Annotated in this window: 25 protein-coding genes; 17 read left to right on the top strand and 8 right to left on the bottom strand. The window is 38.1% G+C overall.

All coding sequences use genetic code 11. The features are described 5' to 3' along the window. Window positions 1-6: 6 nt before the first annotated feature. On the bottom strand, window positions 7-1,176 hold the full coding sequence (locus ACOZ9X_RS02890) for a CapA family protein (RefSeq protein ID WP_423416949.1): 1,170 nt from the start codon (window positions 1,174-1,176) through the stop codon (window positions 7-9). A 103-nt stretch (window positions 1,177-1,279) separates the two neighbouring features. On the opposite strand from ACOZ9X_RS02890, the gene kynU reads away from it, so the two are divergent. The 4 genes from kynU to ACOZ9X_RS02910 all read left to right on the top strand — a co-directional run bounded on the left by kynU (window position 1,280) and on the right by ACOZ9X_RS02910 (window position 4,766). Next, a complete protein-coding gene (gene kynU, locus ACOZ9X_RS02895; protein WP_423416950.1) occupies window positions 1,280-2,551 on the top strand; it encodes a kynureninase in 1,272 nt (423 codons plus the stop codon). Window positions 2,552-2,563: 12 nt separating this feature from the next. Beyond that, window positions 2,564-3,190, top strand: a complete 627-nt coding sequence (gene kynB, locus ACOZ9X_RS02900; RefSeq protein ID WP_423416951.1) for an arylformamidase — start codon at window positions 2,564-2,566, stop codon at window positions 3,188-3,190. Between the two features lie 136 nt (window positions 3,191-3,326). Next, window positions 3,327-3,626 (top strand): hypothetical protein, encoded by a 300-nt coding sequence (locus tag ACOZ9X_RS02905; RefSeq protein ID WP_423416952.1) that lies wholly within the window; start codon window positions 3,327-3,329, stop codon window positions 3,624-3,626. Between the two features lie 6 nt (window positions 3,627-3,632). Next, on the top strand, window positions 3,633-4,766 hold the full coding sequence (locus tag ACOZ9X_RS02910) for a conserved virulence factor C family protein (protein ID WP_423416953.1): 1,134 nt from the start codon (window positions 3,633-3,635) through the stop codon (window positions 4,764-4,766). Between the two features lie 81 nt (window positions 4,767-4,847). On the opposite strand, the gene ACOZ9X_RS02915 is transcribed toward ACOZ9X_RS02910, so the two are convergent. After that, the gene (locus ACOZ9X_RS02915; RefSeq protein WP_423416954.1) at window positions 4,848-5,726 is read right to left on the bottom strand and encodes an alpha/beta fold hydrolase; all 879 of its coding nucleotides are present in this window, start codon (window positions 5,724-5,726) and stop codon (window positions 4,848-4,850) included. A gap of 429 nt (window positions 5,727-6,155) precedes the next feature. Between ACOZ9X_RS02915 and ACOZ9X_RS02920 the strand changes: the two genes are divergently transcribed. The 4 genes from ACOZ9X_RS02920 to yugI all read left to right on the top strand — a co-directional run bounded on the left by ACOZ9X_RS02920 (window position 6,156) and on the right by yugI (window position 10,809). After that, window positions 6,156-6,311, top strand: coding sequence for a sporulation protein YjcZ (locus ACOZ9X_RS02920; protein ID WP_082861470.1), 156 nt, complete (start codon window positions 6,156-6,158; stop codon window positions 6,309-6,311). 469 nt (window positions 6,312-6,780) lie between these two features. Then, complete coding sequence (locus tag ACOZ9X_RS02925) at window positions 6,781-8,163, top strand: class II fumarate hydratase (RefSeq protein ID WP_423416955.1); 1,383 nt, start codon at window positions 6,781-6,783, stop codon at window positions 8,161-8,163. Between the two features lie 229 nt (window positions 8,164-8,392). Next, on the top strand, window positions 8,393-10,309 hold the full coding sequence (gene asnB, locus ACOZ9X_RS02930) for an asparagine synthase (glutamine-hydrolyzing) (RefSeq protein ID WP_423416956.1): 1,917 nt from the start codon (window positions 8,393-8,395) through the stop codon (window positions 10,307-10,309). A gap of 80 nt (window positions 10,310-10,389) precedes the next feature. Then, entirely contained in the window at window positions 10,390-10,809 is a 420-nt protein-coding gene (yugI, locus tag ACOZ9X_RS02935) for a S1 domain-containing post-transcriptional regulator GSP13 (protein ID WP_066397183.1), read from the top strand. Window positions 10,810-10,849: 40 nt separating this feature from the next. Here the strand turns inward: yugI and ACOZ9X_RS02940 are convergent, their stop codons facing one another. Further along, window positions 10,850-11,086: a DUF378 domain-containing protein gene (locus tag ACOZ9X_RS02940; RefSeq protein ID WP_423416957.1), complete on the bottom strand. Its 237-nt coding sequence runs from the start codon at window positions 11,084-11,086 to the stop codon at window positions 10,850-10,852. Between the two features lie 196 nt (window positions 11,087-11,282). On the opposite strand from ACOZ9X_RS02940, the gene ACOZ9X_RS02945 reads away from it, so the two are divergent. The 3 genes from ACOZ9X_RS02945 (at window position 11,283) to ACOZ9X_RS02955 (ending at window position 14,504) form a co-directional block, all read left to right on the top strand. Further along, complete coding sequence (locus tag ACOZ9X_RS02945; RefSeq protein ID WP_423416958.1) at window positions 11,283-12,446, top strand: iron-containing alcohol dehydrogenase; 1,164 nt, start codon at window positions 11,283-11,285, stop codon at window positions 12,444-12,446. A gap of 174 nt (window positions 12,447-12,620) precedes the next feature. Beyond that, window positions 12,621-13,970, top strand: a complete 1,350-nt coding sequence (locus ACOZ9X_RS02950) for a glucose-6-phosphate isomerase (protein WP_423416959.1) — start codon at window positions 12,621-12,623, stop codon at window positions 13,968-13,970. 129 nt (window positions 13,971-14,099) lie between these two features. Then, complete coding sequence (locus ACOZ9X_RS02955; protein ID WP_423416960.1) at window positions 14,100-14,504, top strand: YugN-like family protein; 405 nt, start codon at window positions 14,100-14,102, stop codon at window positions 14,502-14,504. Window positions 14,505-14,759: 255 nt separating this feature from the next. On the opposite strand, the gene ACOZ9X_RS02960 is transcribed toward ACOZ9X_RS02955, so the two are convergent. The 3 genes from ACOZ9X_RS02960 to ACOZ9X_RS02970 all read right to left on the bottom strand — a co-directional run bounded on the left by ACOZ9X_RS02960 (window position 14,760) and on the right by ACOZ9X_RS02970 (window position 17,712). Beyond that, a complete protein-coding gene (locus ACOZ9X_RS02960; RefSeq protein ID WP_423416961.1) occupies window positions 14,760-15,524 on the bottom strand; it encodes a potassium channel family protein in 765 nt (254 codons plus the stop codon). Window positions 15,525-15,628: 104 nt separating this feature from the next. Further along, complete coding sequence (locus ACOZ9X_RS02965; protein WP_423416962.1) at window positions 15,629-17,281, bottom strand: anti-sigma-I factor RsgI family protein; 1,653 nt, start codon at window positions 17,279-17,281, stop codon at window positions 15,629-15,631. Next, window positions 17,281-17,712, bottom strand: coding sequence for a hypothetical protein (locus tag ACOZ9X_RS02970; RefSeq protein ID WP_423416963.1), 432 nt, complete (start codon window positions 17,710-17,712; stop codon window positions 17,281-17,283). Before ACOZ9X_RS02970 ends, ACOZ9X_RS02965 begins: the two co-directional genes overlap by 1 nt. A 171-nt stretch (window positions 17,713-17,883) precedes the next feature. On the opposite strand from ACOZ9X_RS02970, the gene ACOZ9X_RS02975 reads away from it, so the two are divergent. Then, window positions 17,884-18,144: a hypothetical protein gene (locus tag ACOZ9X_RS02975; RefSeq protein WP_423416964.1), complete on the top strand. Its 261-nt coding sequence runs from the start codon at window positions 17,884-17,886 to the stop codon at window positions 18,142-18,144. 104 nt (window positions 18,145-18,248) lie between these two features. Here the strand turns inward: ACOZ9X_RS02975 and ACOZ9X_RS02980 are convergent, their stop codons facing one another. Continuing rightward, window positions 18,249-18,599 carry a hypothetical protein gene (locus ACOZ9X_RS02980; protein ID WP_423416965.1) on the bottom strand — a complete coding sequence of 117 codons (351 nt, stop codon included), beginning with the start codon at window positions 18,597-18,599 and terminating at the stop codon, window positions 18,249-18,251. A gap of 126 nt (window positions 18,600-18,725) precedes the next feature. On the opposite strand from ACOZ9X_RS02980, the gene ACOZ9X_RS02985 reads away from it, so the two are divergent. The 5 genes from ACOZ9X_RS02985 (at window position 18,726) to ACOZ9X_RS03005 (ending at window position 23,857) form a co-directional block, all read left to right on the top strand. Continuing rightward, entirely contained in the window at window positions 18,726-19,271 is a 546-nt protein-coding gene (locus tag ACOZ9X_RS02985) for a flavodoxin family protein (RefSeq protein WP_423418209.1), read from the top strand. Between the two features lie 240 nt (window positions 19,272-19,511). Further along, complete coding sequence (locus ACOZ9X_RS02990) at window positions 19,512-21,335, top strand: PAS domain S-box protein (RefSeq protein WP_423416966.1); 1,824 nt, start codon at window positions 19,512-19,514, stop codon at window positions 21,333-21,335. Between the two features lie 220 nt (window positions 21,336-21,555). Next, window positions 21,556-22,341, top strand: coding sequence for a transporter substrate-binding domain-containing protein (locus tag ACOZ9X_RS02995; RefSeq protein ID WP_423416967.1), 786 nt, complete (start codon window positions 21,556-21,558; stop codon window positions 22,339-22,341). Window positions 22,342-22,450: 109 nt separating this feature from the next. Beyond that, window positions 22,451-23,110, top strand: coding sequence for an amino acid ABC transporter permease (locus ACOZ9X_RS03000; RefSeq protein ID WP_423416968.1), 660 nt, complete (start codon window positions 22,451-22,453; stop codon window positions 23,108-23,110). A gap of 24 nt (window positions 23,111-23,134) precedes the next feature. Further along, window positions 23,135-23,857, top strand: a complete 723-nt coding sequence (locus ACOZ9X_RS03005) for an amino acid ABC transporter ATP-binding protein (RefSeq protein ID WP_423418210.1) — start codon at window positions 23,135-23,137, stop codon at window positions 23,855-23,857. A 42-nt stretch (window positions 23,858-23,899) separates the two neighbouring features. Here ACOZ9X_RS03005 and ACOZ9X_RS03010 read toward each other — a convergent pair whose 3' ends face one another. Beyond that, on the bottom strand, window positions 23,900-24,808 hold the full coding sequence (locus ACOZ9X_RS03010) for a DMT family transporter (protein ID WP_423416969.1): 909 nt from the start codon (window positions 24,806-24,808) through the stop codon (window positions 23,900-23,902). Window positions 24,809-24,827: the final 19 nt, after the last annotated feature.

Here is a 24,827-nt window from a genome sequence, read left to right on the forward strand (position 1 = left end):
AGGAGATTATTCGAAGAAAGTGAGTTCCGGAACCCATTGCTTCATGTGTGTTTTTATTTCTTCATAAGGCTTTTTCATGGCAGGTAAGTCTTTCATAGGATGGATCACAAATGGTTGATCTACATAAGTTGGAAGAAATTTCGGTTCAGTTAATTCAATGCTTTTTTCTGGTCCTTTTTGACGTTTTGTAACTTTCAGTTGAACGATCCCTCCGATGTCCTTAAATTCACGTCTTTGACCAGATAGGAAATTACCGAGAGAAAAGGCGACGAACGTTTTTGAACCATCACTTGCGGTTTCCCATTTAACAGGTTGCAGTACATGTGGATGGTGACCGATGATGATGTCTCCACCGGCTTCGGTTACAACTTTCACGATGTTCTTTTGAAACTCATTTGGCATCCGTTCATACTCATTACCGAAATGAAGAGATACCACATTTACATCTGATAAAGTTCTCGCTTCTTTAATGTCCCGCTTGATTCGTTCTACTTCGATCAGATTGACAAGATGATTCTTTCCTGTCGGAACTGGAATCCCGTTCGTTCCATATGTATAGCTCAAAAAAGATACTGTAATGTCGTTCTTTTTGATCAGCCTAATATTTTGCCGATCTTTATCTGTTAAATAGGCACCCGTATACATTACATCAATTTGATTCCAATAATTTAAAGCACTAATGATCGCCTTTTCTCCTCGATCAAGTGTATGGTTATTAGCTAACGTTACTAAATCGACGCCGGTAGCTTTTAACGCATCCCCAACTTCATGTGGTGAATTGAACGATGGGTATGAGGATAGACCAAGTTGTGTACCACCAATCATTGTTTCTTGGTTTGCTATCGTAATATCAGGCTCGGATAAATATGATTTTACTAGAGAGAAGTTACGATTAAAGTCATAGCCATTTGCAGTTTTTGCTTTATTATAGACCGTATCATGAATCAAGATGTCACCGATCGCAGCAAGTGTAAGATCCGTTGTTTTTTCTTCAGGTTGAGGAGTGATCGGCTCTGTTTTTATTTCTTTTGGTTCGGCTCTATTTTCCTGTTTCGGTATCTTTTTTTCTTCTACCGTTTGTAAATCTGCGTTATTATACATATATATAAATGCGATTGTCGAAAAAAATACGACTACAATTCCTGTGAACCACCAAAGACGTTTCAGTGGTAACACCCCCTTTGTGTCTATCATAATGGAAGATGTGGGGATATGTATATGTCAAATTACTCTGTATTGAAAACGGTTCCAATTCTTGCATTCGGGAGGAAAGTACAAAATGAGACAAATCACAGCGCAAATCGTAGAACAAATGGACCAAAATGATGAACTAGCTTCTTTTAAAAAAGAGTTCTATACAAGGGATGAATCGATCTATCTCGATGGAAACTCTCTAGGACTTCTATCTAAACGTGCAGAACAGTCTTTGTTAGACGTATTAAATGACTGGAAAGAGCATGGGATAGACGGATGGATGGGTGGTAAATACCCATGGTTTACACTTAGTGAAAAACTTGCTGAAAAGCTAGCCTTACTCGTTGGAGCAGAAGATAAAGAGGTCATTGTTACAGGTTCAACTACTGTAAATCTTCATCAAATGGTTGCCACTTTTTTCGAACCGCAAGAGGGAAGAACGAAGATTCTAGCAGATGAGCTCACTTTCCCTTCTGATATATATGGGTTACAAAGTCAGTTGAAATTAAAGGGGTTAAATCCTGACACCGATTTGATCCAAGTAGGAAGCAAGAATGGTTTAACACTGGATGAACAAGATATCATTGATAAGATGACAGAGGATGTAGCTCTGATCTTACTTCCTTCTGTTCTCTACAGAAGCGGGCAATTGTTAGATATAGAACATTTAACGCGTGAAGCTCACAAAAGGAATATACCAATCGGATTTGATCTTTGTCACTCGATTGGAGCTCTTCCTCATGAATTGAGTAAATGGGGAGTTGATTTTGCTTTTTGGTGCAATTACAAATATGTAAATGCTGGACCAGGCGGAGTCGGCGGATTGTACGTCAATAAAAAACATTTCACGAAAACCCCAGGGCTTTCTGGATGGTTTGGGAGTAAAAAAGAAACGCAGTTTGATATGGACCACCATTTTGATGCGGAGAATTCTGCGGGTGGATTTCAAATTGGAACACCACATATGCTGAGTACTGCACCATTGATCGGATCGTTATCTATTTTTGAAGAAGCCAAGATCGATCGAATTCGAACAAAATCTTTAAAATTAACGACTCTGCTCATGGATTTGTTGAATCAAGAGATCAAAAATGAGTTTGCGATCGTTAATCCACTAGATGATAAAAGAAGAGGCGGTCATGTGGCTCTTATGCACGATGACGCTGCACGAATTTGTAAAGCACTAAAAGAAAACGGCATCGTTCCAGATTTTAGAGCGCCAAACATTATTCGTTTAGCTCCAGTTGCATTGTATAATTCTTATCAGGATGTATACGAGGCAGTCCAAATCTTAAGTAAAGTCATGAACAATCGTGAATATGAGAAATATGAAAATAAAAGAGAAGTCATCGCATAAGGAGTGGTGAACGTGAAATTATATGATATATCGATGCCGTTATATAATGGTGTACCGGGTTGGCCAGGAGATACGCCATATCACTTCGACCTTGCTTGGACGAAAGACGACTCTGGATCTGTGAACGTTGGAAAAGTGGAGATGAGTACACATGTCGGTACTCACATTGATGCACCATATCATTTTATAGATAGCGGCGAAAGAGTTGGGAGTTTGGACCTCAGACTATATATAGGACGATCAATGGTTATTGATGTGACGAATATGAAAGAGATAACCGCAGAGATCGTAAAAGATAAACTGCAAGCTGGTACGAAACGAGTTCTGTTTAAGACAAGATGCTGGAAAGATCGGTCCGTGTTTCCGAATGAAATCGTACCTCTCACACCAGAAGCTGTTCAAGTTCTTTACGAGTTTGGAGTCTGCTTGATCGGTGTGGATATGCCCTCGGTTGATCCCTTAGATAGCAAAGAGCTTGATGCACATCATGCTCTTTATGAACACAACATTCATATTTTAGAAGGTCTTGTATTAGATGAAGTGCCTGAAGGAGAGTATGAACTTGTTGCTCTGCCACTTGCCCTTAATGAGGCAGACGGAAGTCCAGTGAGAGCCATACTTAGAGAACTAACTAAATAACTAGTATAGAAAGCAAACACAAAATGCTGTGTTTGCTTTTCTTTTTACGACGATCTCCAATGAAAACCTGCATGTTTTGAGATTTTATCTATTGTTCCTTATAATAGACAAGAGAGATTTTACTTGGAGGACAGCTATGTACAAATATGGATTCACCCATTATTTTGAAGGAAGCTTACATTTTATAGGACATGATGTTGTTCAGGTTGGACCTTGGACAAATGTATACCTTTCTTTTGAGATAGAAAATGTTGAGGTACTGCCCGAAGGACTTCATGAGCCGAGTGCTTTAGCTGTCTATGATGGAAATGGTGAGCTACAAGAAATTATTGCTCACGATGAGGGTGTCGATTGTGAATATAAATTTACAGATAAAGAAAAAGATCAGATCAACAACTATCTACTGAAAATAGATCTTAAACATGAAAAGGAGTGAGTGAAGATGAAAATTACAGGAATTGAACCAACTCCAAGTCCAAATTCAATGAAGATCAATCTGTCTGAAACACTGCCAGGCACTGAACGTTATAACTATACAAAAGAAGAGGCAGAGCATGCTCCTGCTTTTATTCAGGAGATCCTTAAAGTGGATGGAGTTAAAAGCATTTATCATGTTGCAGATTTTATAGCATTGGAACGAAATTCGCGTGCGAAATGGGAAGATGTTTTGTCAGGTGTTAGATCTGTTTTTGGCCAAGAAGAAGAGTTGAATGATCCTTCTGGTCAACAGACTCAACAAGAAGATGAAATAAAAGAAATTACAGTTCTTGTTCAAATGTTTAGAGGTCTTCCTATGCAGATCAAACTTAAAACCGAGCAAGAAGAGAGACGAGTGGGTCTTGCAGAACGTTTCGCCAAAGCTGCATTAGAGGCTCAAGATTCTTCCGATAACCTTGTTATGGAAAGGCAATGGGAAGAGCAAGGTGTACGCTATGGAACGTTTGAACAAGTAGGCAATGAAGTGGCTGAAGAACTGTCGGCCGTCTATCCGCAAGAACGTTTAGATCAATTAGTAAAACAAGCATATAGCTCAAACACCGAACAAGACTTAGGAGTCGAAAGTCTTTCCACTTCAGAAGTAGCAAAACAACTCCGTGACTCTGATTGGCAGACACGCTACGCGGCATTAGAACGAATAAACCCATCAATCGATGATGTTATGGTATTAAAACAGGCTTTAAAAGATGAAAAGCCTTCTATAAGACGTTTGGCTGTTGTTTACTTAGGGATGATTGAAGATGAAGCTGTGCTTCCCCTTCTCTATCTAGCTCTGCAAGATAAGAATGTATCGGTAAGACGTACAGCTGGTGATGCACTATCTGATCTAGGGAATGCAAAAGCGATACCCGTCATGTGTGATGCATTATCTGACAAGAATAAACTTGTTCGATGGAGAGCAGCTCGCTTTTTATTTGAAGTAGGAGATGAGACAGCACTTCCTGCATTAAAAGCTGCTCAGGATGATCCTGAGTTTGAAGTATCACTTCAAGTGAAAATTGCGATCGAACGTATCCAAAGTGGAGAAGCAGCAGCGGGTACAGTGTGGCAACAGATGACAAAGAGTCGTGAACAGTAATAAAGATTAATAAAGAGGCAAAGCCTATCAACACATAGGCTTTAGCCTCTTTTTTTTATAAATAACATCAAAATGATGAAACTAAGATGTCTCTTGTTGAAAACCTTGGTTGATGCCTAGTTCAATGAAACGTTTAATCTCATTACATATTTCTTGAGGTTTTTCTTCCATCAGCAGATGGCCGCATTTTTCATATACGATAAGTTCAGCGCTTGGAAGATCATGTTTTAAACGATAACCTGTTTTAACTGGCATAACTTTGTCCTCTTTGCCCCATAGCATTAAAACAGGTTGCTTAATCTGACTTAAATCTTGAGAGCACATATCACCCTCACGTTGGCGTAACAACCTAATCAATGAATGGGTGAACGCTACTTCGCTAATGGGTTTTTTATAACTTTCAATCATTTCTTCCGTAACCAGCTTTGAATCATGCAACACAGAGAGTAGATTTTCTTTTACATCTTTTCTTTGTATCCAATTGCGTATTCCCCAAGTGAACAATGGAAGGTAAGAGCATGCGATTAAAGAGCGGCTCGCTCTTTTTACATATGAACAACAGCCAAGAAGAATTAATTTTTCAATTCTTTTTGGAGATTTCTTTGCAGCATGCATAGAGATTTGGCCACCCATAGAATGACCGATCAATATCACGTTTTGAATGTTTAATTTATCTAAAAAGTCGATGATCAGTTGACCATAATTAGATAATTTGTAGATGAAACTCGTTGATTTTTCACTTTGCCCAAATCCTGGGAGATCAAGAGATACAACTTTATATGTTTTCGTCAAGTATGGAAGTAACTTTCTAAAGCTGACCGTAGAAGACAAAAATCCATGCACGAGAACAACTACTTTTGCATCAGGATCTTCATGATCAAAGTATTCATAATAAATTTGAACACCATTAACATTTATTCGATATCCTGGAGAAAAAATATGATTTTCATTAACAGCCATGAATGTCTTACCTCCGTCCGCAGAATTCTATGAGTAGTTTCACCAAACAACCCTTAAGATACAAGGAGAAATTATTTCCTCTTTTTTAGACGTGGTTCTAAAAAAATGGGCTTGCAGATGTTTTGTATTCTTCTATGCAAGTTGATTGTAGCGTAGGGTTGCGGACTCCTATGGGACGAGCGGTCAGGTGGAGACTCCTAAAGGCGCAAAGCGGCAGGAGGCTCACCGTTCGCCCCATGGAAAGCGCGCAACCTGGAGCGGAAATCAACAACGTTCTAAACGCAACAATTTATGTGAAGAAGCCTTTTATCACTTAAAAAAGTAATGGACTGCCAAAATTTGTGCGTTTGCCTCTATTCCTCTTTACCCACTTCGTACATATTTTAATAAGGAGTAAGAACGCATAAAGAAATAAGAGGAGGTAGCAGGATGGCATTTCCATATTATCCTTACTATTACCCGTATGCTTACGGAGCTTACGGTTATGGCGGCTATGGCTACGGTTGGGTCTGGGCTGTAGTAATTATAGTGTTTATTCTCATCTTGATATTTGGTGGCTGGTGGTGGTGGAACACTAGAGATTAACAGATTAAGGCTTGGAGGTAGGGTCTTCAGGCCTTTTTTTGCTTAAGTATGGATGAACGATTATGCGGGGATAATGAAAGAAAAAATGGAGAGATGTTATGCATAGTCGACAAACAGTGCGCTATATTTGCGAAGAATACGTGAGCGGCAACTGTTATTATTACAAGAGTGAAATCATTACACATGATAATTGGAAAAATCTTGACTCCCTTTCCTGGTCAAGGCCCCGTCCAATATCTGAAAAGACCTTTCTCAAACAGAAGAAAGCAGGATATCAAACTGAGCATAAATTCATTAAAAAAGAGCCTGCCGTGGTCGTTTCACTGCACAGTGCAAAAACCGTCTAGATTGGCGGTTTTTTTGTTTTGTAAAATAAAATCGATTACTAGGCGAGCGATTTTTGGAAAAGGGTTACATCTTTTTTAAGAAGGGGATACATGAAATAAGGATATTAAAGGAGGTAGAAACTTTGAATAACTTTCGGATTGCCAAAGATACATTAGGTGAAGTAAAAGTTCCAAAAGAGGCTTATTACGGAGCTCAAACTCAACGTGCGGTTGAAAACTTTCCGATCAGCGGTATTCGGTTACCGTTCTCTTTTATTAAAGCACAAGCCATTATTAAAGGTAGTGCAGCATTCGCGAATAAAGAGTGTAAGGCATTAAGTGATGAAAAAGCGAACGCCATTATATCAGCAGCTGATGAAGTTATAAAAGGAGAGTGGAGAGATCAATTTGTTGTAGATGCTTATCAAGCAGGAGCTGGAACTTCTCAGAATATGAACATGAATGAAGTACTTGCTTCACGCGCTTCTGAATTATTAGGCGGAGAAATAGGAGATTATTCACTTGTTCATCCAAACGACGATGTAAATATGTCACAATCCACTAATGATACGATTCCTACAGCTATACAAATATCTGTAGCAACTGAACTTCATGAAACGCTTTACCCTGCTCTAAGTCGGTTGATTCAAATGTTAAGGGAAAAAGAGACTGAATTTCATGAGATTATAAAAGCTGGCAGAACACATCTGCAGGATGCTGTTCCTATTCGACTAGGAAGTGAATTCAAAGGTTACAGAGGAACTTTAGAGTCAGTTCAACATGCTTTGAAACACTCAGAAACTTTTTTATATGAACTAGGGCTGGGTGGAAATGCAGTAGGAACAGGAATCAATGCTCACCCTGATTATGCGGAACTCGCGATAAGACAGATCGCTCAGAAAACCAATCTGCCATTTACAAAAAGTGATAATACATATGCGTTTATGCAAAACACGAATGCAGCGATTCGAGTAAGCGGCCATCTAAAAGAGTTAGCTGTTCATCTTATCAAAATATCAAGCGACCTTAGATTGTTGAGCAGCGGTCCTCGAACAGGTTTTGCTGAAATCATGCTACCCGCTGTTCAGCCAGGATCATCAATCATGCCAGGGAAGATCAACCCAGTAATATTAGAGAATATGTATATGATCTGTTCACAAGTAATAGGCAATGATGGATGTGTTTCTACAGCAGCGATTGGAAGTCAGCTAGAGATCAATGCAATGATGCCTGTCATCGGCTTTAATGTGCTTCAATCCATCAAGATCTTAAGCAATGGAATGACGATATTTACTGAAAAATGTTTAAAAGATATCAAAGCAAATGAAGACAATATTCAAAATTGGCTCGAGCAGAGTCTCTCACTTGTAACTGCTTTAAACCCTCATATAGGATACGAAAGGGCAGCAGCAGTGGCCAAGGAAAGTTTTGAGACAGGCAAAACATTAAAAGAAGTGCTAGTAACAAAAAAGATCTTATCTATAGAAGATGCAGACCGAATCTTAGACCCAAATTCAATGATTTAAAAATAGTATTGTAACTTTTAAATCGCTTTTCTCGACAAATCTAGTACAGATTCCTTGTTTTTCATATTATTAACAAATAATTAGTGAAGATTGGAATTTACAGAGTTATAATAGAGAAGTTCATTCACATATAAAGGGAAATAAATAATATTCTGGAAAACCAATTAGTTAACTTGGTTTAATAAATGAAAAGTGGACATTTGAACTGTTTTTGGGGAGGAACTTGAAAATGTGCGGTTTTATTGGATATATGTTAAACACGCCTGAGACGGTAGAACAAAAAGAAACGGAACAATTAATCAATATGACAAATATCATTACTCACCGAGGTCCAGATGATAGTGGTCATTTTGTAGATCAATATGTTCGTTTCGGATTTCGCCGTTTGAGTATCATTGATATTGAAAGTGGTAAACAACCCCTTTCGTACGAAGATGACCGTTATTGGATTATCTTTAATGGTGAAATTTATAATTATGTTGAAATAAGAAAAGAGTTAGAAGATAAAGGGTTTCGCTTTAAAACTCACTCTGATACTGAGGTTATTCTTGCCTTATTCAGTGAAAGAAGAGAAAAAGCATTTACAGAGCTTCGAGGAATGTTCGGGTTTTTAATCTGGGATAAAGAAAAGAAAGAACTTTATGGAGCACGAGACCGTTTTGGAATCAAACCTTTTTTCTATCTTGAGGATGAGGAAGGTCTATACTGTGCTTCGGAAAAGAAAAGTATAACCGTTGTTAAGCAGAAACAAGAAGTAGATGCTGAAGCACTTCATCATTATTTAACATATCAATTCGTGCCTGAGCCTATGACCTTAACAAAAGGAATTAAAAAGCTTGAACCAGGGCATTATTTTGTAAAAAAAGCAGGCAGACCTATTTCTATTCACTCGTATTGGAAGCCTAGCTTTAAACCAAGTAACTTAACACTTGAAGAAGCAAAGAAAGAAATTCGTTCTGTCATGCGCGATTCTGTGAAAGTTCATATGCGTTCTGACGTTCCGGTAGGAGCATTCTTGTCAGGAGGAATTGATTCAAGTGCAATTGTTGCTCTAGCAAGTGAACTGCATCCTTCGTTAAAAACTTTTACGGTAGGATTTGAAAGAGAAGGTTTTAGTGAAATTGATGTAGCGGTTCAAACAGCGGCTGCACTAAACGTTGAAAACATTCACTATCTCGTAAAACCTGAAGAATTTATAAAAGAACTTCCTAAGATTATTTGGCATATGGATGATCCAGTTGCTGATCCTGCAGCTGTTCCTCTGTATTTTGTTGCGCGTGAAGCAGCCAAACATGTAACGGTTGTTCTGTCAGGAGAAGGTGCAGATGAGTTGTTTGGAGGCTACAACATCTATCACGAGCCTCACTCGCTAAGGCATCTTTCTTCACTGCCAAAAGGTCTTGCAAAAGGATTAGCTGCTATTGCAAGTGTTTTACCTGAAGGTGTTAAAGGAAAGAGTTTCATGGAACGCGGAAGTATGACCATCGAAGAACGATATATTGGTAATGCGAAAATGTTCTCAGAGAATGAAAAGAGCAAGCTCCTAAAAGAATATCGTCCTGCTTATAACTATAAAAATGTAACAAAGCCATTGTATGATGGAGCAAGAGCTTTTCACGATGTTCATAAAATGCAATATATTGATCTGCATACTTGGATGAGAGGCGACATTCTCGTTAAAGCTGATAAGATGACGATGGCTCATTCGCTTGAATTGAGGGTACCTTTCCTTGATAAAGAAGTATTTGATGTAGCTTCAAGATTGCACCCTAGTCTCACAGTAACGAACGGAACAACAAAATACGCATTAAGAGAAGCAATGAACGGAATTGTTCCAGATTCTGTCTTGCATCGTCGTAAGTTAGGATTCCCTGTTCCGATCAGACATTGGTTAAAAAATGAGATGTACGATTGGGCTAAACAACTGATTCATTCAAGCCATACAGAACAATATTTAAATAAAGATGTGGTATTGGATCTGCTTGAAGGGCACCGAAATGGGAGAGGCGATTATAGCAGAAAAATATGGACAGTGCTCATGTTCATGTTATGGCATCAAATAAATGTTGAGAAAATATATCAATTTGGTAAAGACCACACACCGAAGCATGAACAAATTCTTGAAATGACGGTCTCAAGTCAATAAAACACTCTCTTTATTAGTTTTGCTTGTACGATTTAGTTATGTTATACTTAACAGGTTAAAAAATAGTTAGGAGTGTTTTCATGAATTTTGAAGTAGGTAGCATTGTTGAAGGTAAAGTTACAGGCATTAAGCCTTTTGGTGCGTTCGTTGCATTAAATGATAATGTACAAGGTCTTGTACACATCTCTGAAGTTTCACATGGTTTCGTTAAAGATATTAACGATGCATTGAGTGTTGGTGACGTTGTGTCAGTAAAGGTTCTTTCTGTTGACGAAGACAGCAAGAAGATTTCACTGTCCATCCGACAAACACAGGAAGCTCCAGCTCCTGCACCTAAAAAAGAACGCCGTCCTGGTGGATTCAACAACAATAACAAAAAGAGCAACACAAACAATCAAGACGCTAACAAAGGTTTCAACACTCTTGAAGCAAAACTTAAAGATTGGTTGAAAGAGTCTACTGATCGTCAGGCTCAACTTAACAAGCGCCTTAAAAAGTAATTAAAAAACCTCTCAACCGAGAGGTTTTTTTTTATGCCATTTATACACGGTTATGTTCAGTACGGCCTTCTGAGCTAAGTTCTTCAGAAGGTTTAAACAATAATGTTAAACAGTATAGACCTGAAAGGCCAACTAAGCCATAAACGATTCGGGCAAGAGCAGCGTCTTGACCTCCAAAAATAGCGGCTACTAGATCGAATTGGAAGAAACCAATCAGACCCCAATTGATAGCTCCAATAATAACTAAAGCAAGTGCGAAGCGCTGTAAACCACTCATGTCATTACCTCCTCTTTATATGAATAGACAAAGCTTCTTTAGGGTGTCAATTGTTGCCTATTTTTATTCATTCCCTAATTCTGTAGCATGAAACAAAGGATAAAAACACATGCTAGTATTCGGTAAGCTAATTACTTTACATTACATTTCATGTCCGACATAATACGGATTAACCAAGTAAGAAGGAGAGATATCGATGAACGAATATATATATTACAATCCAACTCGATTAGTATTTGGTAAAAATCAAATTCAAACACTAAAGGACGAACTAGGGAAATTCGGAAAGAAAGTCCTCGTTGTATATGGTGGAGGAAGTATAAAACGAAACGGTTTGTTTGATGAAGTCATGAATGAACTGAAAAAGATGGATGCTGAGGTTAGTGAGCTTTCAGGTGTAGAACCAAATCCGAGAGTGTCTACTGTCCGTAAAGGGGTAGAGATTTGTAAAGAAAAGGGCATCGATGTTCTTTTAGCTGTAGGTGGTGGAAGTGTTATTGACTGTACAAAGGCTATTGCAGCTGGAGCAAAGTATGATGGAGATGTATGGGACATTATTACTTTAAAAGCTCAAGTAGAAGATGCACTTCCTTTTGGAACAGTTCTTACACTTGCTGCAACAGGATCTGAAATGAACTCAGGTTCTGTTATCACGAACTGGGAAACGCAAGAGAAATATGGTTGGGGAAGTCCGCTTGTATTCCCTAAATTTTCGATTTTAGATCCAACTTATACGTTCTCAGTACCTAAAGACCAAACGATCTATGGAATGGTAGATATGATGTCGCATGTATTTGAACAATATTTCCATAACGCGACAAATACACCTTTACAAGACCGCTTTGCAGAATCCATTCTATTAACAGTGATGGAAACAGCACCTAAGCTTTTAGATGATCTTGAGAATTATGAGTTGCGCGAAACAATCCTTTATAACGGAACGATGGCACTAAACGGTACACTTCAAATGGGTGTTCGAGGTGACTGGGGAAGTCATAACATTGAACACGCAGTTTCAGCAGTCTATGATATTCCGCATGCTGGCGGTTTAGCTATTCTTTTCCCTAACTGGATGAGACATAATGTGGATACGAATGTTGCTCGCTTTAAGCAGCTTGCAGTGCGCGTATTTAATGTTGAAACAGAAGGAAAGTCAGATAAAGAAGTCGCTCTTGAAGGCATTGATCGTCTTTCTGCGTTCTGGACGTCACTTGGGGCTCCAAATGCTTTAAAAGACTATGACATTGATGATTCAAAACTAGAGCTCATTGCAGATAAAGCAATGGCAAGAGGTGAGTTTGGGAACTTCAAGAAACAGAATAAAGAAGATGTACTCAACATTTTGAGAATGTCTTTATAATCCACCTGTAAATGCAAGCCATATAAAAAGAGGGGAGTGACCTTTCTTTTTATATGGCTGCTTTTTGAATATTTCGTCTTTTTTAAAGAAAACGATTACATTTGTCTGGTTTCTTGATTTGGTCCTTGTACTTGTATAAAGTGAAAGAATAATGATGTTCTAGGAGGCTTACATATGACAAAAAAGCTTAGTTTTGATTATAGCAAGGCCCTTTCTTTTATTGGTCAGCATGAAGTAGATTATTTGACAGGTGCGGTAAAAACAGCTCATGAAGCAATTCATGAAAAAACTGGGGCGGGGAATGACTTTCTCGGCTGGGTTGATCTTCCAGAAAACTATGACCGTGAAGAGTTTAGCCGAATCGTAAAAAGTGCGGAAAAAATTAAAAGTGATTCTGATGTATTGATTGTTGTAGGAATCGGTGGTTCTTATTTAGGAGCACGTGCGGCGATTGAAATGTTAAATCACTCGTTCTATAACCTTTTAGCTAAAGAAGACCGCAAGACTCCTCAAGTATTCTTTGCTGGCCAGAACATCTCTTCAACATATGTTAAAGAACTTTTTGATGTATTAAAAGATAGAGATGTATCTGTAAATGTGATTTCTAAATCTGGTACTACTACTGAGCCTGCAATCGCGTTCCGTATCTTTAGAAAGTTCTTAGAAGAAAAGTATGGAAAAGATGAGGCTCGTAAACGTATTTATGCAACGACTGATAAAGCTCAAGGTGCATTGAAAACGTTAGCGAACGAAGAAGGCTACGAATCCTTTATCATTCCTGATGACGTTGGCGGACGTTATTCTGTATTAACAGCTGTAGGTCTGTTGCCGATCGCAGTAAGTGGAGTAAATATCGAAGAGATGATGAATGGTGCAAAAGAAGCTGCAGCTGACTTTAACAATCCAAACCTTGCAGAGAACCAAGCGTACCAATATGCAGCTGTTCGTAACGCTCTTTATAATAAAGGCAAAACCATCGAACTGATGGTAAACTACGAGCCAGGTCTTCACTATGTATCTGAATGGTGGAAACAGCTTTACGGTGAAAGTGAAGGGAAAGATTATAAAGGCATCTACCCAGCATCAGTAGACTTCACTACAGATCTTCACTCAATGGGACAATACGTGCAAGAAGGACGTCGTGACTTATTTGAAACCGTGTTATATGTGGATCAAGCAAGAGAAGAAATCACGATAGAAGAAGACAATCAGAACTTGGATAAATTAAATTTCTTAGCAGGTCAAACGATGGACTTTGTTAACAAGAAAGCTTTCCAAGGAACAATGCTTGCTCATACAGATGGTGGGGTTCCTAACCTAGTCGTAAGTATTCCTGAAATGACACCATATCATTTTGGTTATCTCGTGTATTTCTTTGAAAAAGCATGTGCGGTGAGTGGATACTTGTTAGGTGTAAATCCATTCGATCAACCGGGAGTAGAAGCATACAAGAAAAACATGTTTGCTTTACTAGGTAAACCAGGATTTGAAAAAGAAAAAGAAGAATTAGAAAAACGTCTATAATCAATCTTTCTAGCCTGACTCAGAGCATTCTATGAGTCAGGCTTTTTTATATTTTTATAAAATATAGCTCAAATAATCTTCTCTTTCTTTGGAAACGCTAAGAAATAGATTATGAAGGGGTGACGATTTATGAAACCGATAAAAAGCAGACTTGAAAATGAGTGTTGTGCACTGAACGAAGCTGAAGATGTCTTGAAAGGAATGGGCTTTTCCTATGGAGGAAACTGGGATTATGATCACGGATATTTTGATTATAAGCTGGATGATGAATTAGGCTACACGTTTTTAAGAATTCCTTTTCAAGCCATTGATGGGCAGTTAGATAAAAAGGATACGACGATTCAATTTGGAGAACCCTTTTTATTGGCTCACAAATATCAAATAGGGCTTGATGATAATGCCGAAACAGGTAACATTTCAGGAAGTTTTAATCAGTTTTCAGAACCACAAGATCCTGATGCAACTGTTGATCAAAAGTGGATTGGCATCGCAAAAGAATTAGTCAAAAAGGTAGAAACAACTGTTTTAAATTAACGCTCTTTTCTAAAAGATTAATGCTTTGTACCCCATGTCACCTTTGGCAATTGATTGTAGTGGAAGGTGCGAGACTCCTACGGGACAGGCGGGCAGGTGAGACACTTATACGTGAAACGTACGAATGTGGCTCACCGCCTGCCCCGTGGAAAGCGAGCAACCTGGAACGGAAATCAACACTTTCAAATGCAACAAAGTTTACGAAAACAGCCTAAATGAAAAAAAGATAGACGTGATTGCTATCTGTTTTTCTTATCATATCTCTTTTGCAAGGCTAGAAACCATTGCATGTGAAGCTAAGTTCGAAGTGTGTATAATATGATTTGCACCTGCTCTTTTTGCGTTTGTCGTTTGATCTGTTGTTAATACTTCTGCATGAATGGATACTGTAGGATTTAAGCCTCTAGCTGTTAGAATTGAAAGAATTGTGTTCGTATCGGCTTCATATTCCTTTAAGTTTGCATCTGCTGTGATCAGGATGGTATGTGCCTGCTGAATATGAGCCATCAACCATGTATGATCTTCACTAGGCTTAGCATGAATAAAATGAATACCTTCAACATATAATGGATTTTCTTTTAAAGATTCATCGATTAGAACAATATGGTTCGATTTAAGTTTATCTTTAAGAGCTTGAATCGTATGTCTAGCTCTTTCGTTCCAGCCGACTATAATAAAGTGATCTTTGTTCTTATACATACTTTTCCCCTCGAAGAAACGATTTTCTCTTTTCACAACGGAACTTGCTAGATGAACAGTTAAAAAAGCAAAAAAAGATGCGCCAATGAACACAAGGAAGATAGCTAGTAATCTGACTTGCGTGGTTTCTGGAGTGAAGTCTCCATATCCAACCGTTCCTGCCGTAATAACTGCCCAATAGAAACCTTCAAATAACGTCGGAAATGTTTTCTTTTCTAAGAGGTGAGCTAAACTAGCGCTTAAGAAAAGAATGCTAAAAAGAATGATGGCAAGTCGAATCAGCATCGGCATTCTTAAATAAGCATAGTAAATTGATCGCATACAAACACTCTCCTCCTATTCTCACTATTGCCATAAAAGTTAGGTATCTATACGAATTGAAAACAAAAACCCCAGGACTCTTTTTTCGTCCTGGGGTTTGATCATTATGAAGCTTTTTCTAAAAGAGGTTCTTCATTGACTGATTCTGTTACCTCTTCATTTTCTGTGTCTTGTTGTAGCTCTTTATTAGGTTCAGCTTGTTTCACTTCTTGTGAACTGGCTGAAGTAGCTGTATGGCATGAATGTTTTTGAGAATTTTGTTGGTAAGTAGCTAAGGCTTTTTGCTTCAATTCAGCATCCGAAACATTTGTTGTTACTTTAATGCGTACTTCAATCGTAATACCATCAATGATAATCTCAATATAAATCCAATGCTCTTTCGGTTCTGGCTTAGTTTCTTCTTTAGGTGTTTCTATCTTGGGAGTCTCCTCTTTAGGAGTTTCCTCTTTAGGGATTTCCTCTTTAGGGATTTCCTCTTTAGGTAATTCCTCTTTCGGTTTTTCTTCCTTAGGTTTTTCTACCTTAGGAATCTCTTCCTTTGGAGCTTCTTTAGGAATGTTTTCCTTCGGTACTTCTGGCTTAGGTTTTTCCTCTTTAGGTAATTCCTGTTTTGGTCTGTCATCTACAGGCTTTTCCTGCTTAGGTTTCTCTTCCTTTGGTACAGTTACAACAGGCGTATTCTTCGCAGGTGCCTTATGCGTGTTGTTGTCCTGGTCACTAACAGAAGGGACAGGAGGATTAACATGCTTCTCTTGTTCAACTTTTACGGGTTTATCCGTTTGCTTTTCTTCCTTTTTTGGTGATACAGGAATCTCAGCGTGAGTAACAGGCAACTCAATGGTTTTCTTTCTTTGTGGTTCTTGTAGTTTTTCTTGAACAGGTGTAATTTCTTTTTCTATTTTTACCTCGTTTTTCGAATCTTTTATATCCAAGATAGGAAGAGGTGGTTCATATACTAGATCCGTTTTTTTGTTTACAGTTGCATCAACTGTTTCAATATCCTCTTTCAGCAGCTCTTTAATCGGTCCCACTTTTTCGGAAATTTCTTTAATTGTAAGGCTTGAAATCTCATTCTTTGTGATCTTCTTACCAGACTTCTTAGCTGCTTTATAAATCGCATAGTGACCAGGTGACATTTTCATCTTTTTTGATTGTTCACGTTCTTCAGAACTCATGACAATTGTTGTCATTTCTATTGATTTCTTTTGAGCTTTTTCAGTCATGACTTTATTTACTTGTTGCTTGATCTCTTTTTCTTTGTCAGAAGGTACTTCCTCTGAGAGGGTTGTAGTGATTAATACTTCTTCTTTTGACTTTAGATAGCCTAGGTCTTCACACGTCTCAAAAATAAGATCAGTTACCATTTCAATTTCTTCATTCTTCCAATCATCTAACCGATCAAGAACCATATGTCCTTGCTGATTGTAAGCATAGATATCAAGAACCTTCATATCCTCATCAATCTTTAACTCTAGACTAGGATCCATGTTTATACCGACATAAGCATATGCTCCAGGTCCAGAAACCGGTGCGAGAACTTGGAAGAACAAAAGAAAAATCGCTAATGCTACAGCCGTTCCGGTTTTCCAATTAAAGATAGAGAAAGCAGGTTTTTTGTTCTCTTGTCTTACAGGAAGTCGGATTTCTTGGCCGACTGTATAGGCGGCATTGGTATTTTTTATTTTTTTAAATTCTCCGCCCTCAGCAAGAACGATGACATGGCGTTTGTTAACTTCTACAATAATCGCTTTGTTCATTAGTGTTTTCCTCCCGTGCCAGGAACATATTGCAGCAACACTTGATAATTTTCTATAAATATAAGGGTAAGAGCGGTTATGTATTCTCGCTGTTTTTTCATGGTGACCTTTTGATGCTGTGTACTTTCATTATGAAGAAGGGGCAACCGTTTCCACGTTAAAAAGTAACTCCGCATCTCAGGATCTTTCGAGATCTCTTCAGCAACTTTTATAGCTTGCTGTCTGTTTTCAACATTCTTAGGAGTGCTGGAGACTAAGTGACTAAACTCTATTCCATATTCTTTTAGACGCATTTTAAAATGCGATATTTCTTTTGCAGGATCTGGTTCATCCGTTGCATTCGTGCATAGACTCAACGATGAATGTGTAGACGGTGTTTCAAATGCAGGCTGCAATGATTTATTTTTCTTCGAAAACCAACGGCGGATCAATTGTTCCCCCTCCTTTCAACGAATATGTAAAATAATATATTTCAAGATAATAATAACCAAATTATTATAGTATACTTTCCTATGAAAAAATAGGGAAGAAAGTCACAAGAGTAAATGTTTATGAAGTTTGATAGCGCTCATAGATGGAAAAACTGAGAGTGGGTGATGAAGTTGAAATATAATAAGGAAGATCGAGAGAAATATAGTGAAGCGATAGATCGCATGCAAGAGGGTTTAGACACCATGATTGATTTGTACAACGAAGCTGAAGATGATGAAGAGTTGATTCAATACAATGAAGAAGTCATAACGGCAATCAGGCAAGCCAAAGAAAGCTTTGGAGAGGATTTTATCAACCAAAAGATAAACACGATTGTTAAAGAAGTGCTCTCACTTATGCAAGGGGGTAAGACCCCCGACAAAGACAAATAGTGCTTATTTGTCCATCTAACGAGGACAGTCGTAACCTTCAAAACGAAACACCCGTCTTCAGTCATTTCAGAAGGCGGGTGTTTCGTTTTCTTATAGAATGCATATCATTGAACATACATAAAGATCGGAAACATGTTCCAGCATAACCAAAGTGTTAAGATAAATAGGATGGAGATTGGAATAGATACTGTGTACTGAATCCATCTTGTCGTTTCTGAACTGAGCTGCCACACTTTACGAACGACAAGGATGAACAAAGGTATGGTCAATAGAAGAAAGAATAATCTTACCCAATATACATAAGTCACGGTATCAGGTGTTAAAGAGAATAAAGAGATAAAGCACACGATGCCTACTATTCCATATAAAGGCCAGATGACTTGTTTCACCTTCTTAGAATCATATATCGTTAGAAGATAGAAACCAATCATGCAGATAATGGTGAATACGATCATTAAAGACCCTCCTAGTCTGGTATCTTTTACTCTATTCTTTGTTTTTATTTTTTATGAGATAACGATGCAATGAAGTGATATTCGACCATTAAAATGATGCATAACAGAAAGGTGATAAAGATGAAAATCGCAGTTATCAACGGAAGCTCTAGAGAGAACGGAAATACAGATGCTTTAACACAAAAAGCATTAAACGGGATTCAATATACTTCTTTTTACCTCAAAAACCATAAAATAAATCCTATAGATGATCAGCGCCATGATAGCGGAGGCTTTGATAAGGTTGATGACGATTATGAAGAGTTAATCAATCAGATCCTACAGCATGACGTACTTGTTTTTGCTACACCTGTTTATTGGTATGGCATGAGCGGAGTTATGAAAAACTTTGTAGATCGGTTCTCACAGAGTTTAAGAGATGAAAAATTGAACTTTAAGAAAAGGATGAGCAATAAAAAAGCTTATGTTATTACAGTAGGTGGGGATTCTCCACGAATAAAAGCACTGCCTTTGATCCAGCAATTCCAATATATATTTGACTTTTTAGGAACTGAATTTGTTGGTTATTTAATAGGAGAAGCAAATGCACCACAAGATATATTATCCGATCCTAAAAGTCTAGGAGATGCTCTATCGTTTAATGAAGTTTTATCAAAGCACACTGAAAAATAATCAGTGTGTTTTTCTATATTACTAACTGTAAGTAAAAAGAATTTCACCAATGTTGTACAAGAGTTGTTTTTCTTTTGAAGTATTAACCTGTGCAATTCCATATGGAGTGTTTAAGGATAAACATTAGTGCGAATCCAAAAAGATGAAAATAACTCTTGTGTTTTTTTGTATTTAATAGAAAAATAGAGAAAAGGCATTTCTTGTAAATACTTTAAAAATAATTCAACAAGGATGTAGAACATGCGAGAGACTTCGTTTGAATTACAAAATAAAAAACAAATGATGCACACGTTCTATGAAGCGGTTAATAGCGGGATTATCGTATTAGAACAATGTGGCACGATTCTATATGCCAATACAAAAGCGTGTGGCATGTTAAGATTGACTGATTCTGAACTTGAAGGCGCATTTCTATATGAGCTTCCGTTCTTTATTACTAATTCAAACAATGAGAAATGGTCACTTAAAGAAGCTTACCTTCACTATGTAAAAAACCAAACACAAGAATATCAGGTTGAAATAGATTTAATCTGTAACAACACAGGCTTTTCGTCTTCGTTGTCTATTTCTATCGTTCCTCTTAAGAAAAATTTGAGCGAGCTATCCGTTATTACTTTAACGGACAATCAGCAGTTAAAACGTACAGAAAAAAAGTTGAATCGCAGTCAGCAGCGCTTTTACTCACTTGTCAACTCAATGGAAGACACCGTTTTTACGTTAGATACCAATTTTGTACATACAGGCATCTATGGACGATGGATGGAAAAGCATGGTGTGAAACCATCCTACTTTTTAGGTAAGACCGTTCGTGAAGTTTTTGGCGCTGAGATTGCTGAAGGGCAAGAGAAGGCATGTCATCTTGTTCTACAAGGTAAATCTCAATTTTATGAATGGAGTAATGTTCGTGATGGTGAACGTCTCTATTATCAGGCTATCCTGTCTCCTATCAATAATGATCAAGGTCAGGTTGAAGGAATTGTTGGTGTTTCTAGAGATATCACTCAAAGTAAGAGGATGGAACTGGGGCTCAGAGAGAGTGAAGAGAGATTTCGCCAGTTTGCTGAACATGCAAAAGACATCTTTTGGATGCAAGATTACAAAACGCATCAGCTTCTTTACATATCAAAGGCTTTTAAGCAAATTTGGGATACTGAAGAAAGAGATCTCATTGAATCTGTTTTTACAGACGTTCACTCGGAAGATCAAGAATCAGTCTCAGCATTCATTAAACTGATCGCACAACGTGAATCACAGATCGAATATCGTATACACGGCAAAAATAATAAAGTACGCTGGATCCGCACTAGAGCATTTCCGATCACCAATGACGAGGATGAGATCTATCGAATCGCAGGAATCTCTGAAGATATAACAGATTTAAAAGAAAAAGAAGAGCTGCTTAGAAAATCTGATAAGCTCACCGTCGTGGGTGAACTTGCAGCAGGCATCGCTCACGAGATTCGTAATCCGCTCACTAGTATTAAAGGGTTCGTCCAACTCATGAAAGCGGATATGGAAGATCTTCATAGCGAGATCATCTTATCAGAGATGGATCGGATCGAATCGATCATCACTGAATTTTTAGTATTAGCTAAACCACATCAGGAAACGTTTTTTCAGCAGAGAAATGTGAATGATTTTATTAAACAGACAATCACGTTGTTAGATTCTGAAGCAAACCTTAACAACGTTCAATTTGAGACGCATTTAAAGAACGTGCCTCAGATTCTTTGTGAAGGAAATCAAATAAAACAAGTAATCATCAATGTTATCAAGAATGCTATAGAATCCATGGATAGCGGAGGCACCATCTTTGTAGAAACAGGAGCACATGATGAAGGCTATGTCTTTATTAGAGTGACTGACCAAGGAGTGGGGATAAGCGAAGAACGGCTTGCGAGACTTGGCGAACCCTTTTATTCTAATAAAGAAAAAGGAATTGGATTAGGCCTCATGGTATCATTAAAGATCATAGAAAATCATCATGGAAACATTACTTTTGAAAGTATGTTAGATATTGGGACAACGGTCACGATATTGCTGCCCACAAAGCTATTACCATAAGATTTGATAAAACACATCTCAGCAAGCTGAGATGTGTTTTATTTTGCTTGCTAAATAAGTGTTTACGGTTTTTTTGTAAAGGGTAACCATATAAAAGATGCATGAAAAATCTGATCTTTTTGATAGGTAAGAATTAACGCAAAATTGAGAAGATTTCTAATTCATGCTACCCTTGTTTAGTAGGGGGATCTACAAAAAGGGATATTCAAGGAGGATAAGAATGAAAGATTTCAAAAAGAAGATTGGTATTTTAGCTGTTGTTTTTTCAATGTTTGTACTAGCTGCATGTGGTAGCAGTGAGTCAAGTGACGGGGGTCTAGAATTAAAGAATGAAGGAGAATTTAACTTCATCGTATCAGGAGAGTTTCCACCATTCAGCTCAGTTGATAAGGGAGGAGAACTAACAGGATTTGATGTTGCAGTCGGTAAGGCGATTGCCAAAGAACTTGGCTTAAAACCTGTTCCAGAAAAGTTTAAATTCCACGGCGCTGTATCCGCCATTAAGGCAGATCGTTTTGACGCAGCAGTGGCAAGCCATACAATCACTGAAGACCGAAAGAAAGCAGTGAATTTTAGCGAGCCCTATTATTACTCAGGTCCGGTAATCTTTACAAGACCAGACAGTGATATTAAAACAAAAGAAGATTTAAAAGGAAAAGAAGTTGCTGTTTCAAAAGGTTCTACCTATGAAAAATCCGCACAAGATTTTACCGATCAGATTAAAAATTATGATAGTGATGCGACAGCATTGCGCGCGTTGAGCGAAGGAAAACATGATGCGGTTATTACTGACGCAATCACGGGTAAACAAGCGATTGAAAAAGGATTTAAGATTGTTGAACAAGAGCAGCTTGGTACGAGTGAACAAGCGATCGCCATAAAAAAAGAAGATAAAGAATTGCTTAAAGCGGTAAATAAAGCGTTAAAGAAAATGAAGGATAACGGTGAGCTTGCGAAGCTTAGTGAAGAATACGTCGGTGCTGATATCACGAAGAAGCCTGAATAATGGTGGAGCCGCCCTCATGAGTTTACGTGCAGGGTGGCTTTCTTTTATCCAGACAATCCTACACACCATAAACCATTAACAAAGAGAATAAAAAGGGGAGGACAATGGCATGTTTGATCTCGCACACATTTTAGACGTATTAGTAGAAAGTTATCCACTCTTCATGAAGGGACTTTGGGTCACACTTCAACTTACCTTTGTATCCGTTTTGATCGGTACGGGAATTGGACTTGTTTTTGCATTATTTAAAATATCAGGAATTAAAGTCCTGAATTGGATCGCCAATATATATATAGCACTCATTCGCGGTACACCACTGATCGTACAGATTTTTATCTTTTACTTTGGTCTAGCAGAGTTAGGTATATCAGCATTTTGGTCGGCTGCATTTGGTCTTGCTATGCATAATGGTGCTTATATTGCAGAGATTTTCAGAGGCTCTATTCAGTCGGTAGATAAAGGGCAGATGGAAGCAGGACGCTCTTTAGGTATGACATATGGTTTGGCTATGAGAAGAATCATCCTGCCCCAAGCCTTTAAACGAGCGTTACCTCCTTTAGGTAACCAATTTATTATTGGGCTGAAAGATTCATCTCTTGCATCTTTTATTGCCCTTAACGAATTGTTTAGTATTGCAACGACACAAGGATCTAGAACATTTGATGAGATGACATACTTGATTATTGTAGGTCTATATTATCTAATACTCGTTCTTCTTTTCACATTACTTGTTAACTTATTAGAGAAGAAACTATCAGCTGGGGAATAGGAGGTGTCTGAGTTGAAAAAAGAAATGATACGGATTGAAAATTTGAAAAAGAGTTTTGGAGATCTAGAAGTATTAAAAGAAGTGAATTTAAACGTACAAGAGAGTGAAGTGGTCGTCTTAATTGGTGCCAGTGGTTCTGGAAAGAGTACTCTTCTTAGATGCATTAATTTCCTTGAGATTAAAAATGGCGGTAAGATCGTTATTGAAGGTGAAGAGATTGATCCAAAAACACATAACTTAAACGAAGTACGTCAAAGAGTAGGAATGGTTTTTCAGCATTTTAACTTATTTCCTCACAAAACGGTATTGGAAAATGTGATGGAAGCTCCTCTTAATGTAAAAAACCAAAATAAATCAGAAGCTGAACAGGAAGCAAAAGCTCTACTTGGAAAAGTGGGTCTTTCTGATAAAGCAGATGTTTATCCAGCCAAATTATCAGGTGGACAGAAGCAACGTGTTGCTATTGCAAGAGCGCTTGCGATGAAACCAGATATTATGCTGTTTGATGAACCTACATCAGCTCTCGATCCAGAACTTGTAGGAGAAGTGCTAGCCACGATGAAAGAGCTTGCGCAAGAAGGCATGACGATGGTCGTTGTGACTCATGAGATGGGCTTTGCGAAAGAGGTAGCAGATGAGGTCGTTTACATGCACGATGGACAGATCTGGGAAAGAGGAAAGCCAGAAGAGCTTTTTAACGCTCCGAAAGAAGAGCGTACGAGGGATTTCTTAAGTTCTATTCTATAAAGAAAAGAAGGTGCAGCGAAGATGCTGCACCTTTTCTATTGGCTATTTTTGTGCGGCAGAAGCTTGAACGGACTTGCCTGTTCGTTCTTGAATCATAAGAACGGCACCTAATACAAATAAAATCCCGATACCTTGAACAACGGAGATGGATTCTTTGTACAGCATCATGCCCATCAAGGTTGCTACTACAGGTTCGATAGTAGACACGATGGATGCTTTACTCGCATCTATTTGTTGTAACCCTTGGGTATAGAACCAGTAGGCAAATACGGTTGGAAAAAGACCAAGACCGAGCACGTTCATTAAAACTGAAGGGCTATAGACTTGGATGTCAGCAGAGGAAATACCGCTGATTGGAAATAGAGCAAGCATAGCAAAGAAAAAAGTATAGATACTGATGGTTAATGTTTCGTATTTTCGACTAGCTAACTTACCAAAAATGCTGTAAAGAGAATAGCCAAAACCAGCCCCTAACCCTATCAAAAGACTCAACATCGATAGTTCTAATTGAGCAGAGAACAGACCTGAGACAAGTGTACAGCCAAAGAAGGTAGCAGCGAGTGCAAAGAGTTTCTGCCGGGTCAACTGCTCTTTAAAAACAATAGCTGATATGACAAGCACAAATGCTGGGGCTGTATACAAAAGAATAGCAGCAATAGCTAGTGAGGATGTTTGTATCGTCGTAAAATAACACCAATTGAAAAAGGATACACTTAATATACCTGTCCCTAAGAAATACCAAATATCCTTTACATCGATCTTTAGCAGGCTAGAATTTTGTACAATAATCCATGCCAGGAATAAAAGAAATGCGCTTGCAGCTCTTAAAAAAACGATCTGTAAGGATGTAAATCCCGCCTGTGAGAGCTCTTTAACGAAAAAACCAATGATTCCCCAAAGAGACGCACCTATTGCTACATATAAAAAAGCAAGTTTCGTTTGATAAGGCAAATTGGTTCATCTCCTACAT

This window comes from Fictibacillus nanhaiensis (assembly GCF_049537595.1).
Lineage (GTDB): Bacteria > Bacillota > Bacilli > Bacillales > Fictibacillaceae > Fictibacillus > Fictibacillus nanhaiensis_F.